The organism is Roseibium sp. AS2 (assembly GCF_038900065.1).
Classification (GTDB): Bacteria; Pseudomonadota; Alphaproteobacteria; order Rhizobiales; family Stappiaceae; genus Roseibium.
On sequence record NZ_JBBMQN010000002.1, the window covers coordinates 735,064 to 752,479 of the forward strand.

General features: G+C 61.9%; 19 protein-coding genes, 1 tRNA gene and 1 riboswitch. Of the genes, 15 read left to right on the plus strand and 5 right to left on the minus strand.

The genetic code is table 11. The features are described from left to right. Positions 1-63: 63 nt before the first annotated feature. From WNZ15_RS08500 to WNZ15_RS08510, 3 genes are all read right to left on the minus strand, one after another. Entirely contained in the window at positions 64-378 is a 315-nt protein-coding gene (locus WNZ15_RS08500) for a hypothetical protein (protein WP_342892515.1), read from the minus strand. A 157-nt stretch (positions 379-535) separates the two neighbouring features. Continuing rightward, the gene (locus tag WNZ15_RS08505) at positions 536-1,006 is read right to left on the minus strand and encodes a hypothetical protein (RefSeq protein ID WP_342892516.1); all 471 of its coding nucleotides are present in this window, start codon (positions 1,004-1,006) and stop codon (positions 536-538) included. A 121-nt stretch (positions 1,007-1,127) separates the two neighbouring features. Next, a complete protein-coding gene (locus WNZ15_RS08510) occupies positions 1,128-1,604 on the minus strand; it encodes a hypothetical protein (RefSeq protein ID WP_342892517.1) in 477 nt (158 codons plus the stop codon). Positions 1,605-1,796: 192 nt separating this feature from the next. Here WNZ15_RS08510 and WNZ15_RS08515 point away from each other — a divergent pair, with 192 nt between their 5' ends. From WNZ15_RS08515 to WNZ15_RS08550, 8 genes are all read left to right on the plus strand, one after another. After that, complete coding sequence (locus tag WNZ15_RS08515) at positions 1,797-3,809, plus strand: acetyl/propionyl/methylcrotonyl-CoA carboxylase subunit alpha (protein ID WP_342892518.1); 2,013 nt, start codon at positions 1,797-1,799, stop codon at positions 3,807-3,809. 273 nt (positions 3,810-4,082) lie between these two features. Beyond that, positions 4,083-5,651: a glycosyltransferase family 39 protein gene (locus WNZ15_RS08520; protein WP_342892519.1), complete on the plus strand. Its 1,569-nt coding sequence runs from the start codon at positions 4,083-4,085 to the stop codon at positions 5,649-5,651. A 34-nt stretch (positions 5,652-5,685) separates the two neighbouring features. After that, positions 5,686-6,336: an HAD family hydrolase gene (locus WNZ15_RS08525; RefSeq protein WP_342892520.1), complete on the plus strand. Its 651-nt coding sequence runs from the start codon at positions 5,686-5,688 to the stop codon at positions 6,334-6,336. Positions 6,337-6,386: 50 nt separating this feature from the next. Next, a riboswitch (FMN riboswitch) is annotated at positions 6,387-6,576 on the plus strand. A gap of 88 nt (positions 6,577-6,664) precedes the next feature. Continuing rightward, positions 6,665-7,576, plus strand: a complete 912-nt coding sequence (locus tag WNZ15_RS08530) for a DMT family transporter (RefSeq protein ID WP_342892624.1) — start codon at positions 6,665-6,667, stop codon at positions 7,574-7,576. A 31-nt stretch (positions 7,577-7,607) separates the two neighbouring features. Then, positions 7,608-7,895, plus strand: a complete 288-nt coding sequence (locus WNZ15_RS08535; protein ID WP_342892521.1) for an acylphosphatase — start codon at positions 7,608-7,610, stop codon at positions 7,893-7,895. A gap of 158 nt (positions 7,896-8,053) precedes the next feature. Next, on the plus strand, positions 8,054-9,274 hold the full coding sequence (locus WNZ15_RS08540) for an NAD-dependent epimerase/dehydratase family protein (protein ID WP_342892522.1): 1,221 nt from the start codon (positions 8,054-8,056) through the stop codon (positions 9,272-9,274). 9 nt (positions 9,275-9,283) lie between these two features. After that, the gene (locus WNZ15_RS08545; RefSeq protein ID WP_342892523.1) at positions 9,284-10,150 is read left to right on the plus strand and encodes a glycosyltransferase; all 867 of its coding nucleotides are present in this window, start codon (positions 9,284-9,286) and stop codon (positions 10,148-10,150) included. Then, positions 10,151-11,020, plus strand: coding sequence for an NAD(P)-dependent oxidoreductase (locus WNZ15_RS08550; protein ID WP_342892524.1), 870 nt, complete (start codon positions 10,151-10,153; stop codon positions 11,018-11,020). It abuts the gene before it with no gap. 81 nt (positions 11,021-11,101) lie between these two features. On the opposite strand, the gene lipB is transcribed toward WNZ15_RS08550, so the two are convergent. Further along, positions 11,102-11,809 (minus strand): lipoyl(octanoyl) transferase LipB, encoded by a 708-nt coding sequence (gene lipB / locus WNZ15_RS08555; RefSeq protein ID WP_342892525.1) that lies wholly within the window; start codon positions 11,807-11,809, stop codon positions 11,102-11,104. A gap of 97 nt (positions 11,810-11,906) precedes the next feature. On the opposite strand from lipB, the gene WNZ15_RS08560 reads away from it, so the two are divergent. The 5 genes from WNZ15_RS08560 (at position 11,907) to mgtE (ending at position 15,298) form a co-directional block, all read left to right on the plus strand. Then, positions 11,907-12,173: a FliM/FliN family flagellar motor switch protein gene (locus tag WNZ15_RS08560; RefSeq protein ID WP_342892526.1), complete on the plus strand. Its 267-nt coding sequence runs from the start codon at positions 11,907-11,909 to the stop codon at positions 12,171-12,173. A gap of 132 nt (positions 12,174-12,305) precedes the next feature. Beyond that, positions 12,306-12,392 (plus strand) — tRNA-Leu (locus WNZ15_RS08565). Positions 12,393-12,606: 214 nt separating this feature from the next. Next, on the plus strand, positions 12,607-13,188 hold the full coding sequence (locus tag WNZ15_RS08570; protein WP_342892527.1) for a hypothetical protein: 582 nt from the start codon (positions 12,607-12,609) through the stop codon (positions 13,186-13,188). A 134-nt stretch (positions 13,189-13,322) separates the two neighbouring features. After that, a complete protein-coding gene (locus tag WNZ15_RS08575; RefSeq protein WP_342892528.1) occupies positions 13,323-13,667 on the plus strand; it encodes a hypothetical protein in 345 nt (114 codons plus the stop codon). A gap of 215 nt (positions 13,668-13,882) precedes the next feature. After that, positions 13,883-15,298, plus strand: coding sequence for a magnesium transporter (gene mgtE / locus WNZ15_RS08580; RefSeq protein ID WP_342892529.1), 1,416 nt, complete (start codon positions 13,883-13,885; stop codon positions 15,296-15,298). Between the two features lie 28 nt (positions 15,299-15,326). On the opposite strand, the gene WNZ15_RS08585 is transcribed toward mgtE, so the two are convergent. Then, on the minus strand, positions 15,327-16,064 hold the full coding sequence (locus tag WNZ15_RS08585) for a MarR family transcriptional regulator (protein WP_342892530.1): 738 nt from the start codon (positions 16,062-16,064) through the stop codon (positions 15,327-15,329). Positions 16,065-16,213: 149 nt separating this feature from the next. On the opposite strand from WNZ15_RS08585, the gene WNZ15_RS08590 reads away from it, so the two are divergent. Together WNZ15_RS08590 and WNZ15_RS08595 are read left to right on the plus strand one after the other, a co-directional pair. Then, positions 16,214-16,639, plus strand: a complete 426-nt coding sequence (locus WNZ15_RS08590) for an organic hydroperoxide resistance protein (protein ID WP_342892531.1) — start codon at positions 16,214-16,216, stop codon at positions 16,637-16,639. Positions 16,640-16,938: 299 nt separating this feature from the next. Beyond that, positions 16,939-17,361 carry a VOC family protein gene (locus WNZ15_RS08595; RefSeq protein WP_342892532.1) on the plus strand — a complete coding sequence of 141 codons (423 nt, stop codon included), beginning with the start codon at positions 16,939-16,941 and terminating at the stop codon, positions 17,359-17,361. The last annotated feature ends 55 nt before the right edge of the window (positions 17,362-17,416 follow it).

A 17,416-nucleotide genomic window follows, 5' to 3' on the forward strand; every position in this document is an offset into this window, starting at 1 on the left:
ACGGGCCCGTGCAGGTGTGACCGGAGCGGAAGGCGGCCGGGCGGATGCGCCCTTCCGGCGGCGTCAGTTCCAGCGTCTGAAGGGGCCGCGCTCGAACAGGGGTTCCCTGCATTCGAAGGCAACCGGGCATTTGGGATGATCCCGGGTCGGTCCGAACTGGGTGAACAGGACCTGGTTGCGGTCGCAATAGCTGCGGTTCGAGACAAACATGGAATAGGTGTGCCGGCCGGTGGTGAACACAACGGCGCCGTGCTGGCGGACCAGGTTCTGGGCCTGTCCGCAGGTCATCTGGCGAAGATCCGGCCGGGCCTGTGCTGCCGTGGACATGCCGAGCCCTGCAAGGACGAGCGCCGTTGCAAGCAAGTGGTTCTTCCGCATTTCTGCCTCCTGAGGGTCCGAAGTCACCCGGCCGCCGGCATCTGTACGCGCACGGCTCCTGCGACTTCCTCTGGTTCTTGTACCAATGAGTGTGGATTATGACCCGGGGAGGCGGGCTGAAATGTGACCCTGAGCACGGATGGGCCGATTGCGCGTTCTACCGGGTGTTCCGGGACAGTTGGCTGGCGCAGACGGAGTGCGGTGTCGCCTTCTGGATGCCGCGGAGGGAAAAACCCGCATATCGCTTGTCGTCGAACAGAACCATGACTCTCGGGGCGGAACGCATCTGGTGCCAGAAATAGGTCAGGTTGTCGGGGCAGGAGGCGCAGGTGTTGTGGATGTATCCGTCGTGACCGACCCTGAACTTGATGAGCTTGCGGTTCAGTTCCACCCGGACGACGGTATCCGGGGCCGGCAACCGGCCGTTGATGTCGATCCCGATAAGAGCCGCCTTGATATCGTGGCTGGGCGGACACCAGATGGCAAACCGGGCACCGTCCCTGTTTTCGGTCCAGTAACGCTCATAGCCATGCGCGGTATCGCTGCGCCAGATGCCTGCCTCGGCAGCACCGGCAGGCGATGCGCCAATCATCAGGCAGACACCCAGTAGAAAAATAATCCGATTCATCAGACCTGTCCAAATAATCATTGGAAAAATTACATAGGCCTGCCTAAGGAATCCTTAAGAAACAAGGTGTTCCACTGAAGGGGATAATTTGTGCGGTGGGCGTCTGAGTTTGAAGCGCGGATCAGCTGTTCGGCTGTTTCTTCTGCCAGTCGGTCGGGCAGACCGGCCCCGGCAGGATCTCCGGAGCGCCTTTCAGCGAGAAACCGGCATAGCGCTGGTCATAGAACTTGACGGCCATGGAGTGGGCGGCGCGCATGCGGTGCCAGATGTAGCCGAAACTGTCGGAACACGTGGCGCAGCCGGTGTCGATATAGCCCTGATTGTTGACGGGAAGTTCAAGAATTTCCTTGTCCAGAACCAGCTTGATCCGGGTGTTGGGCGCCGGAGTCTTGCCGTCTATCAGGATATGAAAAAGCGTGCCGTTGACCTTGCGCTCAGGGTGACACCAGACAACGAAACTCGCCCCGGAACTGTTAGTGGTCCAGTAGCGTGTAAAGCCGTTGACCTCGCCGCTGTTCCACTTGCCAGCGCTTGCGGCGAGTGCTGCGGGCGCTAACAGCATACTGGCGAGAAGGGCGCCTGCCACGCGTCTGATCATCTGAATTCCTCGTTTGCACAAGTAATTACTGCAATAAGTTTATTAATATTCGGATAAATTACAATCCTGTCACCGCTCCCGGAACCGGCTCTTCGGCAGGCTCCGCAAAAACACGTCTCGCCCTTTGGATAAGTTGCGTGCCGATCTGGCGCGGCCTACAACTTTTAAAACAGGCCAGTCGGGTGGAAATTCATGTTTTCGAAAATTCTTGTCGCCAACCGGGGTGAGATCGCGTGCCGGGTTATCAAGACCGCGCGCCGTATGGGCATCCGTACGGTTGCTGTCTATTCCGATGCGGACCGCGATGCGCTGCATGTGGAAATGGCGGACGAAGCGGTGCATATCGGGCCGGCGGCGGCGGCGGAGTCCTATCTCGTCGCCGACAAGATCATCTCGGCCTGCAAGCAGACCGGGGCCGAGGCGGTCCATCCGGGCTACGGGTTCCTGTCGGAACGCGCGAGTTTTCCGGCCGCTTTGGCAAAGGAGGGCATCGTCTGGATCGGTCCCAATCCGCGCGCCATCGAAGCCATGGGCGACAAGATCGAATCCAAGAAGTTCGCCAACGAGGCCAATGTCAGCACTGTCCCGGGTTATCTCGGCGTGATCGAATCGGCGGACCAGGCGGTCGAGATCGCCGAGGATATCGGCTACCCGGTGATGATCAAGGCGTCGGCCGGCGGTGGCGGCAAGGGCATGCGCGTTGCCTGGAACGCCGAAGAGGTTCGCGACGGCTACGTCCGCTCGAAATCGGAGGCCGCGTCGTCCTTCGGCGACGATCGGGTCTTCATCGAAAAGTTCATTGAAAATCCGCGCCACATCGAAATTCAGGTTCTGGGCGACAAGCACGGCAATGCAATCTATCTGGGCGAACGGGAATGCTCGATCCAGCGCCGCAACCAGAAGGTCATCGAAGAGGCGCCGTCGCCGCTGCTCGACGAGGACACCCGCCGGATGATGGGCGAACAGGCGGTCGCCCTGGCAAAAGCCGTCGATTACGACAGCGCCGGAACGGTCGAATTCGTTTCCGGTCAGGACAAGAGTTTCTTCTTCCTGGAGATGAACACGCGGCTGCAGGTCGAACACCCGGTGACCGAACTGATCACCGGGGTGGATCTTGTGGAACAGATGATCCGGTCGGCTGCGGGCGAGGCGCTGCAGATCAGGCAGGACGATGTGAAGCTGAACGGCTGGTCGGTGGAAAGCCGGATCTATGCCGAAGATCCCTACCGCAATTTCCTGCCGTCGATCGGACGGCTGGTGCGCTATCGGCCACCGGAGGAATCGGCCAGCGACGGCGTGACGATCCGCAACGACACGGGTGTCGTCGAGGGGTCGGAGATTTCCATGTTCTACGATCCGATGATCGCCAAGCTGGTCACGCATGCACCGACCCGCGCAGAGGCGATCGATGCGATGAGTTCTGCGCTGGACGCGTTCTACGTCGACGGTATCCAGCACAACGTGCCGTTCCTGACGGCGCTGATGAACCATCCGCGCTGGCGCTCCGGACAATTGTCCACCAGTTTCATCGCCGATGAATATCCCGATGGGTTCGCACCGGCGCAGCCGGACGCGGCCGCCTATTCGGTCCTGGCGGCGGTGACGCTGTCGATGGGCGCGCTGGAGCGCGAGCGGCTGGATCATCTGCCCGGACGGCTGAGGCCGCATTCGGGTGCCATCCGCGAGGACTGGGTGATCAAGCTGGACAAGACCTATGTGCCGATCCGCCTGGTTGCAGGCTATCCCGGCACACCCGTGGAAATGGACGTAGCGATCGGCGATGGACCTGTCGTGACCGTTGAGGCCGACTGGGCCCCGGGGGATCCCCTGTGGTCCGGAACGGTCGGAAACCGGCAGGTCACGGTTCAGGTGCGGCCCGTGCGCGGTGGCTACCGTCTCGACTGGCAGGGCTTCTCGGTGATCGCGAAAGTCATGACCCCGCGCATTGCAGAGCTGGACCAGCTCATGCCGGAAAAACTTCCCCCCGACACATCGAAGCTGCTGCTGTGTCCGATGCCGGGCCTTGTGGTTTCGATCGCCGTCGCGGAAGGGCAGGAAGTGAAGGCAGGCGAGCAGCTTGCGGTGGTGGAAGCCATGAAGATGGAAAACGTCTTGCGCGCCGAACGGGACTGCACGGTGACGGCCATCAAGGCGACCCCCGGCGACAGCCTTGCCGTGGATGCGGTGATCATGGAATTTTCCTGAGCACCCATCCTAGCCGATCAGAAACACCGGCCGGGCGAGAACTTTGGCCGTTCAGCGGCCTTTCGGCCCGGCAGCCGTGCGTTTGCAGCAGCCAGGGCGATCAAAAGCCGGCGCCTTCAAGGGGGGCGCCGGGCAGCCGGCCCCTGCCGGGCTGGCCACAGCATGTTCCATCCGGGACGATCGGGTCCGCCGTCAACACGGGGTTTCAGGGGCTTGCGACTTCTCGCAGGTTCTGTTTGAGTTCGGCCGCTGATTGATACGGGCGGGGCGTGCATGGCTGTTGATAGCGAAAATCTGGTCACTGAAGACAAGCAGGCCGCGGTTCTGGTCAACCTGATCTGGATGCTGGTGTTTGCGGTTCTGGTGATGCTGACCCAGATCGGATCCTTGTCCACGGAGGTCCTGGACTGGGACGAGAGCACCTTTGCCCTGATGGCGCAGAGTGTAGCACGCGGACATCTGCCATTTGTCGAGTTGTTCGATCTGAAGCCACCGGTCCTGTTTCTGGCCCTCGGGGGCTGGATGAGCGTTTTCGGTGACACTCTGTGGTCCCTCAGGGCGTTCGGAGATGCCTGCCTGCTCGTGATCTGCTGTTTCACGTTTCTGACGGCCAGCCGGTCTGCCGGCGCGTTCAGCGCCGGGCTCGGTACTTTGTTTCTGATCAGTCTGAGTGCGTCCGGGTTTGCCCAGCACACGCAGACCGAGCATCTGGCGATGGCATTTCTCATGCCGGCCGTTTACCTGGCCTCTTCCCCGTCGCTGACGCCCGCGCGTCTTGCCGCCGCGGGATTGCTGGTGTCCCTCGCGGTCCTGACCCGAAGCAATCTCGGTCTGGTGGCCGTGACACTGGGGATCTATCTCCTGATCGTGCTGCGCGGCCAGGGGATGCGTGGCGCTGCCGGAAGAGTGTCGTCTTACATCGTGGGCGGAATGGTGCCTGTCGTGTTGCTGGTCGGCGTTTACGCCGCGCAGGGCGAACTGGCCACCTTGAAGCTGGCGATGATTGATGCGCCGATCTCCTATGCGTCGCGGGAAGACGGCTCCATCATGAACACCTTGAGCGCGCATGCGGTCTACTGGGGCGGCAGGATCCTGCACGAACCGCTGTTGTTCGCGAGTGCGACGCTTGTTCTTGCCGGGGCGTTCGTCGTGCTGGCAGTTCAACTGCCGGGGCGTTCGGGCAGAACGTACCTGTTGGGTGAGCGCACCGTGTTGGCAACGGGTTTCGTCCTGATCGCGGTCTTGCTGTCCATCATTTTGGGAGGCGCCGCCTATTCCCACTACTGGAACCAGGTCTTTCCGCTGCTGGCTGTCCTCGTTGCCTGCGGGATCTCGCGGGCAACGGGATCCCGTATTGTGCACGGAGCGGGTGTTGCGGGCGTTCTTGTCATGGTCGCGGGGGCACTGGCGATCACGCTGCCATCGGCAATCGGCGTGTTCGAGAATCGTGGCAGATTGCAGGACGCCCATTTTGTCCAGAAAGCTGCGCGGGTCATTCTTGCCTCGGACATCGCCGACAAGCGGGTCTGGGCGATGAACTATCAAATCGTGCACATGTATCTGAATTCCGTTCCGCTTTCGCGGGCGCTCACCCATCCGGCGAATATCAACCCGGACAGTTCGGTCTACAGGCCCCTGGCCGATGCGGGCTATGTGTCCGGTGACGAAGTCGGCAGGCTGATGGACCTGAAGCCGGCGTTCATTGTCGCAAAAGACATGCCGCCCTGGTATTTTTCGGAAACGACTGGCGCGCGTGTCGGAAGCTGGATTGAAGAGAACTACTCCGTCTACCGGCAGCTTGGTGACCTGGTGATCTATCTCCACAAGGACCATGCCGGATAGGCTCGTAGAAAGATGTTGTTTCGAAAGGTGAATTTTGACCAGCCCAACACTGCTCTTTGATCTCGACGGGACGTTGACCGATCCGTTCGAGGGGATCGTCCGCTCCATCCAGTATGCTCTGGAGAAGATGGGAAGCCTGGTGCCGGCCGCGGAAGATCTGCGCTGGTGCATCGGACCGCCCCTGTGGGACAGCTTCGAGGTTCTCCTTGGAACGGACGAGCGGACCGAGCTCGACCGGGCGGTTGCCTTCTACCGTGAGCGGTACACGGTGACGGGCCTTTTCGAGAATGCGCTGATCGACGGTATCGTGGACTGTCTCGCAGCGCTGCGCGATGCAGGCGCGACGCTTCATGTGTGTACGTCCAAACCGCATGTCTACGCCGGCAAGATCGTGGCGCATTTCGGTCTGTCGCCGTATTTCGGCAAGGTCTACGGCTCCGAGCTGGACGGTACACGGTCGGCGAAGGCGGAGCTGATCGGCCATATCCTGCGGCAGGAGGGAATCAGGCCGTCGGAATCGGTCATGATCGGCGATCGCAAGCATGATCTCATCGGCGCCAATGCCAATGACGTCGCCGGAGTCGGGGTCCTTTGGGGTTATGGCAGCCGGGAGGAACTGGAGGCGGAAAGACCGATATTGATCGCTGAAAGGCCCGAGCAGATTTCAGCGATACTGAAAATTTAGGCCTGTCAGCGTTGCAAAGGCGCCGGCCAACGCGTAAACAGCGCTGAGGGAACAGTTCTCGGGGCGGGGTGAAACTCCCCACCGGCGGTATCAGGGAGACCTGGAGCCCGCGAGCGCCTGGCGGCAGCACCTATCTATGCGCTGTCAGGGTCAGCAGATCCGGTGAGAGGCCGGAGCCGACGGTTGGTGTGATTTCGACACTCGGGATCCACCTGAAAGTCCGGATGAGAGAGAACTTGGCCGCAAGCCCCAGCCGGGGCGGTGCGGGCGCGTGTCTGTTGAGACTGTTCTGATGGACTATGGAACGGATCACACAGAAGGGCATGCCATGCCGGACAGTTCCCGGAAATCACTTCTTGCCGCGCTGGCCATGGTCGGGGCGGGGGCCTGTTTCGCACTGGTCAACGGCGCCCTCCAGGGCGCGACAATGCAACTTGGCGTCCCGTCGACATCGGCCGCCTTCTGGCAATATGCGCTGGGCCTGCTGGTGGCCTTGCCCTTCGTCCTGCGGCGCGGGCCGGGAGCGTTGAAGACGCGGCAACCCGGATGGCATCTCCTGCGCGCCGGTTTCGCCGTGATCGGCATCCAGCTCTGGGTCGCGGGTCTGGCCCAAGTCGAGATCTGGCAGGCGATCGCATTGGTGATGACGTCGCCGTTCTTCGTCATCCTCGGCGCCAAGCTGTTTTTCGGCGAGCGGGTCGGCGTGGTCCGCTGGCTGGCGACGCTTGCCGGCTTTTCGGGCGGAATGATCATTCTGGAACCCTGGACGGACAGTTTCAGCCTGGCGGCCCTTCTGCCCGTCGGAGCGGCGGCGTTCTGGGCGGGGACCTCGCTGGTCACCAAGAAGCTCACCCGGACCGAGCATGCCGATACCATCACGGTCTACCTGCTGCTTCTGCTGACACCGGTCAACGCTCTGCTGGCGCTGGGCGAGGGCGGCATCGTGCCCTCCGGCGCGGCTCTCTGGCTCCTGGTCGGCGCCGGCGTCCTGACGGTGCTTGCCAACTACCTGTTGACGCTCGCCTACCAGAAGGCGGATGCCACCTTCGTGCAGCCCTTCGACCATCTGAAGCTGCCGCTCAACATCGCCGTCGGGTTCTTCGTCTTCGGATTCGCCCCGGCCGGCGCCTTCTGGCCGGGCGCGCTGGTGATCGTCGGCGCGTCGCTGCTGGTGATGCTGGACGAACAGAAGCGCATGGCGCGGGCAAACGCCCTAGCCACCCGGTCCGAAGCGCACTAATCTTTGCCGCAGCGGCTGACAGGAGTGCTTCATGACGGCGGACACATTGACCGTTCACGTACTGATAGAGGGCCGGGTGCAGGGTGTCGGCTACAGGGCCTGGTGCGCGGACCAGGCGGTGGCGCGCGCGCTTTCCGGCTGGGTCCGGAACCATGCGTCCGGCGCCGTCGAAGCCGTCTTTTCGGGGCCGTCGGACACGGTGGTGGACATGCTGGATGTGCTCTGGCAGGGACCGTCCCTGGCCCGCGTAAGCCTTGTCAGGGATCTGGAGCCGGTCGATCCCGTCGACAGCGGCTTCGAGATTTGCGCAACAGTCTGACCAACCTGCCGAAATGCCCGTGACCATTCGCCTCTTCCTGTATCAATTTCGAAGTTCGATGTTGAGTTGTCACGGAAATATCGCAATGATCTGATCTCTCAAATGGAGCAATCGGAGCGGTCCGCTCGCTCCGCCGGAATAACCCAGGGAGATTTTCTGTGAAGATTGCGATACTTGGCGGTGACGGTTTTGTCGGCTGGCCCACATCCTTGCACCTGTCCGATCAGGGACATGAAGTCCATATCGTCGACAATCTGAGCCGGCGGTGGATCGACGCCGAACTCGGCGTGCAGTCTCTTACGCCCATGGACTCCATCCAGGAACGCACCCGCATCTGGAAACAGGAAACCGGCAACACGATTCGTTTCCAGCTGATTGACATCGCCAGGGACTACGAGGTCTTCAAGGCGTGGCTGGGAGAAACCCGGCCGGACGCGATCATCCATTTTGCGGAACAGCGCGCAGCTCCCTATTCGATGAAATCGGACCACCACAAGAACTACACAGTCAACAACAACGTCAGCGCCACACACCATCTGCTCAACGCGATGGTGGAGCTGGACCTCGATGCCCATCTCGTGCACCTCGGCACCATGGGCGTCTATGGCTATTCCAGCGTCGGCGCGGCGATCCCGGAAGGGTATCTGTCCGTCGACGTGGAGACGCTCAGCGGGGACAAGGCCAGCCAGGACATTCTCTATCCTGCCAATCCGGGCTCGATCTATCACATGACCAAATGCCTGGATCAGCTCCTGTTCCAGTTCTACGCCAAGAATGACGGGCTGCGGATTACCGATCTGCATCAGGGCATCGTCTGGGGCACGCATACGCAGCAGACCCAGCGCCACAAGCAGCTCATCAACCGGTTCGACTACGATGGCGATTACGGCACCGTGCTGAACCGGTTCCTCATCCAGGCGGCCATCGGCTATCCGCTGACGGTGCACGGCACCGGCGGACAGACACGGGCGTTCATTCACATCCAGGATTCGGTGCGCTGCATCGAGCTTGCGCTCAAGAACGCGCCCGTGCGGGGCGACAAGGTCAAGGTGTTCAACCAGATGACCGAAACCCACCGCGTCCGCGACCTCGCGGAAATGATCTCGCGTCTCACCGGCGCCAAGGTGGCTCATCTGCCGAACCCGCGCAAGGAAGCTGCGGAAAACGATCTGGTGGTCGAGAACAAGCAGTTCCTGGAGCTGGGTCTCAACCCGATCACGCTGGAGGAAGGGCTGCTGAGCGAGGTGGTCGATGTCGCCAGGACCTATTCCTACCGCGTCGACCGCAGCCGCGTCCCGGCGGTATCTGCCTGGACGAAGCAGATCGGGGAAGAGATCGAGCGGGATCCGGAACATCCCAGGCTCAAGTCGGTCTCCTGAGGACGGAAGATGCAGGATGCTCCCCGGTTTGACCGCGCCCCGGGCGCCAGGACTGCCTATGTCACGCTGGTGACCAACAGCGACTACGTGCTCGGTGCGTCCGCCTTGCTGCGTTCGCTCCGGCGCACCGGCACGGCGGCGGATCTGGTGGTCCTGGTCACTCCAGGTGTCGAGGACGCCGATCTGTCGGTGCTGCAGGAGTTCGATCCGCGCTTGGGACGGTGCGACCGGCTGCCGACATCCGAGGCCTTCAACGAACGCCATGAGCGCGGCCGGCTGCACACGGCGGCGCCGTTCACCAAGGGCGGCAAGCCGGTGTTTCACACGCCGCTGGACAATTTCGTGAAACTGCGTCTCTGGCAGCTCGAGGCGTATGAGAAGGTCGTCTTCATCGACGCGGATGCGCTGGTTCTGAAGACCTGCGACAAGCTGTTCGACTATCCGGAATTCTGCGCGGCGCCGAATGTCTATGAAGGCCTGCAGGACTTCCATCGCATGAACAGCGGTGTCTTCACCGCCCGGCCGAGCCAGGCGACCTATGTGGCCATGCTCGAGCGCCTCGACCGGCCGGAGGCCTTCTGGCGGCGGACGGACCAGACTTTTCTGGAAAGCTGGTTTCCGGAGTGGCATGGCCTGCCGGTGTTCTACAACATGCTGCAATATGTCTGGTTCAACCTGCCTGACCTGTGGGACTGGAATCGGATCCACATCCTGCATTACCAGTACGAAAAACCCTGGCAGGAGGGCCACGACAAGTCGGAACGGCTGCGGCCCCTGATCGACCTCTGGCAGGCCTTTGCCACCGGAACGGGCATCCCTGAGGATATTGCCGGACTTCCCGGCCCGCGGGATTGGCCCGACCGAAAGGTGTCGTGAATGCATGTCCTCCTGACAGGCGCGAGCGGCGATATCGGACGGTTCGTCATGCGCAAGCTGTTGGCGGACGGATGCAGGGTGACGGCTCTGGGCCGGCGCCCGGCCGAGGACCCTTCAGTTGCGTTCAGCTGGTTTGATCTGGCTGATCCGGTGCCGAACCTGCCGGCAGCCGACGCATTGGTGCATTGCGCGCTGCTGCACGAACCGGGCAGGTTTCGCGGCGGGGAGGGCTCGGATCCCGAAACGTTTCAAAGCGTGAATGTGGACGGGTCCCGGCGGCTGTTCGAGGCCGCCAGAAGGACGGGTTGCCGGCAAGCGGTGTTTTTGTCCAGCCGGGCGGTCTATGGCGATCACCGCAGCGGCGAAATCCTGCTGGAAACGGACGAGGCCTTGCCGGACTCGCTTTACGGCGAGGTGAAACTGGCCGGCGAACGGGCTCTGCAAGCGCTTTGCGGCGGCAGCTTTCGTGGCAGTGTGCTGCGCGCGACCGGGGTTTACGGGGTCCCGCCAGGAAAGACCGGGCACAAATGGTCGGACCTTTTCGAGATTTTCAGGCGGGGAGAAGCTGTACCGCCGCGGATCGGCACGGAAGTTCATGGCGACGATCTTGCCGGGGCCGTTGCCCTGATGCTGCGGCAGGACCTGAATGCGGGCAGTCCCTTCGGGATCTTCAACGTGTCCGATCTGCTCCTGGACCGGCACGAATTGCTGCGGCTCTATTCAAAAACCATCGGCATGGACCGGGCTCTGCCGGTGCCGGTGCCGGGGGACGGCGCGCCGGGTGTCATGGCGATCGACAGGCTCAAGACACTTGGCTGGTCGCCGGGAGGTGTGGGACGCTTGCAGGCGTTTCTGCGTTCTCAATCCTGATGGCCCAGTCCTGATCGCCCAATCGTGAACGTATGTCCTGAGTGCAGGGCGCGCGGTCCCGCTGGTGGAGGGGCGGAAGTGTCAGGCGTCCACTGTCGGACCGAAGATCTTTTCGAATTCGGCTCTGAGCACACTGTCGTTCTCGGCCATCGTCACCGGGATGCCGAGATCGACCAGACTGGTGACGCCATGGTCGGTAACACCGCACGGAACGATGCCGGAAAAGTGCTCCAGCTCGGGTTCGACATTGAAACTGATGCCGTGAAACGTGACCCACTTGCGCAGCCGGATACCGATGGCGGCAATCTTGTCCTCGTGGCCGGCACCGCGATCCGGGCGCCGGACCCACACGCCGACCCTGTCCTCGCGACGTTCACCGCGCAGATGATACTGCCACAGCGTGCCGATCAGCCAGGCCTCGAGCGCGGACACGAAGGCGCGCACATCGGGCTGACGCCGCTTCAGGTCGAGCATGACATAGGCGACCCGCTGGCCGGGGCCATGATAGGTGTGCTGTCCGCCGCGCCCGGCGCGATAGACCGGGAACCTGTCGGGGGCCACCAGGTCGCTGTCCTGCGCGCTGGTTCCGGCGGTATAAAGCGGAGGATGCTCAAGCAGCCAGATCTGTTCGCCGGCGTCGCCGGCAATGATTCTCTGGACCCGGTCGTCCATCTCCCGAAGCGCGGTCTCGTAATCGACCGGATCGTCCGAAATCCGCCATTCCACCGGTGGAGAGCCGGATTCAGGCAGAAAACTCAGGGAAAGGGCGTCTCTTTCTGCGGGTGACATGTGGATGACACTTTATTGTTTTTTGAGCTGGCTTGCCGTGCCGTGATATGGTTAAGCGCTGGCGGGTGTTCGCCCTATTTAAGGATCAAGGCGTCAGATGACCACCTTCGATGAGATCAATGTCGATATTTCCGTCGTGCTGGGCGAGAACGAAATGCCCGTTCATCAGCTGTTGCGCATGGGGCGTGGTGCCGTGATCGACCTGGACGTTTCCGAGGATGATGACGTCAAGGTCTACGCCAACAACACCCTGGTGGCCAAGGGTCAGGTTGTGCTGCTCGGAGAACGCATCGGGATTTCGATCACCGAAGTTCTGCTGCGGCCACCCGAAATCCGGCCGATGCGCACCGACGGGCCGCTCTGACCCGCTGAAATCTTCCGGCACGTGGAAAACCATGCACTTGTGAATTATTGCGAAATCGGCACTTGCGCCCCCAAAGTCCTTTTGCTACATGGAGCGCCTCGACGCTGACAGGCGCCGGGAACAATCGAATATGCGGTCGTGGCGGAATTGGTAGACGCGCAGCGTTGAGGTCGCTGTGGGGTAAAACCCGTGGAAGTTCGAGTCTTCTCGACCGCACCATTCGAACAGCAACCCTGTTGCTTCAATTGGCCGCCTCCGGGTGGCCTTTTTGATTCCTGACGCTCCGCATCCGGAACCTGCTTCAATTCGATGATGGAATTCGCCCGAGGGCTTTTGACCGCTGTCGCGATGTGCTTTCCTCTTCTTTCCTGAAACAGTCGCTACGGCGAGCGGCGCCGACCGGCCGCCGGCCAATGCGTCCCGGAGAACCGTGATGGTGTCAAAGTTCCGTTTCCCTGTTGCCGTATGTGTCGTTGCGGCTTTGCTGCTGGCGATCCATTCGCTGCCCGCCGCGGCCCAGAGCGCCATGATCCCGGCCGAGGCCGTTGCCGGATCGGCGACCGTGCCGGTGGATGGCGACATTCTGCGCTACCGGGCCGTGCTTGCCGAAACCGAAGAGGGCGCAGACCTTTATATTTTCACGGACGCGGGCGACGGCTGGAAACAGACCGTCCATGCCGGCGACATCGTCTGGCGCGGCGGCATGTATGGTCAGGAGCCGTGGCTCGAAGCCAGGGACCATGGATCTCTGAAGATCTATTCGGAAAATTCCGCCGTCGGCCGGGAACGCTGGGAGCAGATCCTGACCATCGCCTATCGCCGCGGCGCGTTCGTGGTCGCCGGCTACACCTACACCTATTACGACACGCTTGACCCGGATGCCGCCGGACAATGCGACGTCAATCTGCTCACCGGAAAGGGCGTTCACAACGACAAGACGTTCAAGACATCCCTGCCGGCCATGAAGGTGGGCGACTGGACCATGGACACGCTTCCTCCGGAATGTGCGCGCTGAGGCTCGCATTGGCATGAGGGAAGGTGCTGCCGTGCCTGCCTCGGCCCCAATTCCGCCGGGAATGCGGGTGACCGTGACGCGGTGGCCCGTGCCGTATTGCGGAAGCGGCGGCGATCCCAAGGAGACCTGACGGCATGAACACATCTGCCGCACGCGCCAGACGTCTGTGGCCCGGGCCATTGAAGGTCTCGGCGCTGGCGGGCGTTATGGTCAGCCTCACGGTGATGCCGGGGGCGGCGCAAAGCCTCTCCGTCAATCCAGGTCGGTTCGGCGCGATGACCTGCCAGCAGCATTGGTATGTCGAGCAGGAAGTCCTGGCGGAGGGGCGGGTCTGCCTGAAGAGTGCAAGGGCCCGGCGCGCCTTCCAGCGGGCAAAGCGCTGCATTTCAGACAGCGAGGTCATCCTGCCCGAAAAGGCACGCGATTATCTCGAAATCCTGCGCCAGTCGGCGCACGCCAAGTCGTGTCCGGGCTTCTGATCCGGCTTGAAATGGCTGTACGGTCATCCGTGCTCGGGTGCGCCGATGTGTCGGCTTATCCGCCGTAAACCGACCGATCCAATGCTGCCTGGTGCGAGACTTTGAACCGGCCCGCTTTTCCTGTGGCGCTTTCTAACGGCAAACGATAGTTCTGGGCACAAGGCCCGGCGCCGCTTCGCCGGGAGTGATCGACGCGTGATGAAGGGAGGTGCCGGATGAGCGAAGCAGCGGAGCTTGAAAAGGCCGCCACTCCCGGTCCGGCAATCGCGGTTCGCGACGAGGAAGAGCACCTCAATCCGGAATTCATTGCCGCCGTCGAAGCCGCGATCCAGGAAAATGACGGTGATGCGCTGGGGGCGCTTGCGGCCGATCTGCACGAAGCCGACACCGGCGATCTTCTGGAAACCCTCAAAACGGAAGACCGGGCGGCGTTTGTCCGCTTGCTCGGGGACGACTTCGACTATACCGCGCTCACGGAGATCGACGAGGCGGTCCGCCTGCAATTGCTGGAGGACCTGCCGCATGATGTCATCGCCGAGGGTCTGGAAGACCTCGATTCGGACGACGCCGTCTACATTCTGGAAGACCTTGACGAGGACGACCAGGCGGCGATCCTGGAAGAGCTGCCTTATGCCGACCGGGCGCAGTTGCAGAAGGCGCTCGATTATCCCGAAGACAGCGCCGGCCGGCGCATGCAGAGCGAATTCATCGCTGTGGCACCGTTCTGGACGGTCGGTCAGACCATCGACTACATGCGTGAAGCCCGCGACCTGCCGGACAGTTTTTACGAGATCTACGTGGTCGATCCGGCCTTCAAGCTGCTCGGCTCGGTCCATCTCGACAAGATCCTGCGCACCAAGCGCAAGGAGAAGGTCACGTCCATCATGCAGGAAAGCCGCCAGGCCGTGTTGGCGACGGAAGATCAGGAGGAAGTCGCCCGGCGGTTCGAGCGCTACAACCTCGTTTCTTCCGCCGTGGTCGACGAGAACGACCGGCTGGTCGGCGTCCTGACCGTCGACGACATCGTCGACGTGATCCAGGAAGAGGCCGAAGAGGATCTGCGCGCCCTTGCCGGGGTCGGGGACGAGGAGATTTCCGACAGTGTCGTGACCATCGCACGCTCACGGCTGGCCTGGCTGGTCGTCAACCTCGGCACCGCAGTGCTGGCTTCCGTGGTGATCGCCCTGTTCGAGGACACGATCGAAGCCATGGTGGCGCTCGCCGTGCTGATGCCAATCGTCGCTTCCATGGGCGGCAACGCGGGGACGCAGACCATGACCGTGGCCGTGCGCGGGATCGCGACCCAGGAACTGAGCGCACGCAACATGATGCGCGTCCTGAACCGGGAAATACTGGTCAGTGCCTTGAACGGTGTTGTGCTGGCTTTGCTGATCGGCCTGACGGCCTGGCTGTGGTTCGCAAGCCCGGGCCTCGGCGTGGTGATCGCGGGGGCAATCGTGATCAACATGCTGTTTGCCGGCCTGTCCGGCCTTCTGATCCCGATCGCCCTGGACAAGGTCGGCGCGGATCCGGCGATTGCCTCCAGCGTCTTCGTGACCACGGTCACGGATATTGTCGGCTTCTTCGCCTTCCTCGGCATCGCCGCCCTCTGGTTCGGATTGCCGCTCTAGCCTGGCGCCATGTTCGAGGGGGGAAGGCTCAGCTTTCCAGACCCGCCTTGCGCAGGTTGTCGCGCAGGGTCATGACTTTGGACTGAAGATCCAGGACATCGTCCATTTCCAGGCCTGTTCCGGACAGGACGCAGGCACTGAAGTGGGTGGTCTTTTTCTGCAGGGCGCGGCCCTTGCGGGTCAACTTCAGGATGACCTGACGCTCGTCCTTCGGGTTGCGGGTACGTGTGACCAGACCCATCGTCTCGAGACGTTTGAGGAGCGGTGTCAGCGTGTTGGTATCGAGCTGCAGTTTCGATGTGATGGTGCCGACCGGAACGTTGTTGTTTTCCCAAAGCACGGTCATCGCCAGATACTGGGGATAGGTAAGGCCGCTCTCCTTCAGCAGGGTCTTGTAGACCGAGTGCATCGCGTGGTTGGCCGAATAAAGCGCAAAACAGAGAAACCTGTCGAGGGGCAGATGATCGCGGGCGATCTCTTCCCCGTTTGCAAGAGACCGGTCAGCGGAAGCGGCGGGAGGCGGGACAGATCCGGGGATGTCTTCGAGTGCGGCCGGAGAGGGCGGCTTGGCCGCAATCACCGGATTGTCCGCATCGGACGCGGGTGCGGAGCCGGCCGATCTGGCTGCCTTGCGGCGTGGCTTTTTCGCGGTTGTTTCGACAGTCTCCGGGGCGCCCTTTCTGGATTTCTCCGGCTTTCCCGGTTTTTCGGGTTCGGAGAGACCAATCGCGTCCAGCAGTGACATCTGGTTCGTCTTGTCATTCATGAAGCCGTTATAAATCGCGCGCGATATGATCGCAACCCTTTGGTCTTTACAAGTCCCGTCCGGTTGTGAATAATATATATCGTACACGATAAAAACGCAGGCGATATAAAATTGACCGGCGCGTGAACCAGGTTTGAAGGAGAAAACCGATGTCAGTAGATGTGCTTTATGAAACCAGGGCCCGGGCGACCGGAGGCCGTGACGGTGTCGCGGAGACCCTGAGCGGTTCGTTCAAGGTGAGCCTGTCGACCCCGAAGGAACTCGGGGGAGCCGGTGGTAACGGCAACAACCCGGAAGAACTGTTCGCAGCCGGTTACGCGGCCTGCTTCATCGGGGCGATGAAATTCGTCGGTGGCCAGGAGAATATCGCGGTTCCCGCCGACACGTCGATCACGTCCACGGTCGGTATCGGGCCGCGTTCGGCGGGCGGATTCGGGCTGACCGTGGCGCTGGAGGTTTCCCTGCCAGGGGTTGAGAAGTCCGCCGCCGAGGATCTTGTCGCCAAGGCGCATCAGGTTTGCCCCTATTCCAATGCGACCCGCGGCAACATCGATGTGAAGCTGACGGTCGTCTGACACTGCTGCGACCGGTGAACGGGGGATGAGGACGCCCCCGGTCAAACCGGCAAGTCCGATGCCCTGCCGGCATTCTCCCGGGCGCAGTCCGCTTGTCCGGGGGAATGCCGGCCTTTGCCTTGATATCCGGGTCATCTGCGACAGCCGCGCGGGGAAAGAGAGGCGCATCCACTGGATTGCGGCGGCGCCAGATGCTCATGGCAAGGCTCGACAGCTCCGCTTGCAGGGGTATGCTCGGGGCGCGTCGGACAGCAAGGACGCAATCAGGGCATGGGCATGGGCAGGAAACGGGAACGGATATGCGACCGAAAATTGACGGCATTCTGGAGACCGCGGTCTATGTCGACGACATGGACGCAGCGCATGCATTTTATTCGGAAATACTGGGTCTCAAGCGCATGGTCGCCGGCGACCGGCTTTATGCCTATGACGCTGGTCCCGCGCAGGCGCTGCTGGTGTTTCACCGTGGCCACACCGGCGCCGATGTGGCGACGGCAGGCGGCGTCGTGCCGGGTCATGACACCACCGGACACAGCCATTTCGCGTTCCGTGTTTCCGCCGGTCAACTGGAGCCGTGGCGCCGCTTTCTGGCCGGCGCGGGTGTCGAGGTGATCAGTGAAGTTGTCTGGCCTGCCGGTGGTACGAGCCTTTATTTCAACGATCCGGACGGCAATGTCCTGGAACTCGCCACCGCGCCGCTCTGGCCGAATTTCTTGTCGTGAATCTTAACCGTTTTCACGCAGTTTCGGGTCAGTTTGAGATCCAATACGGAGCTGT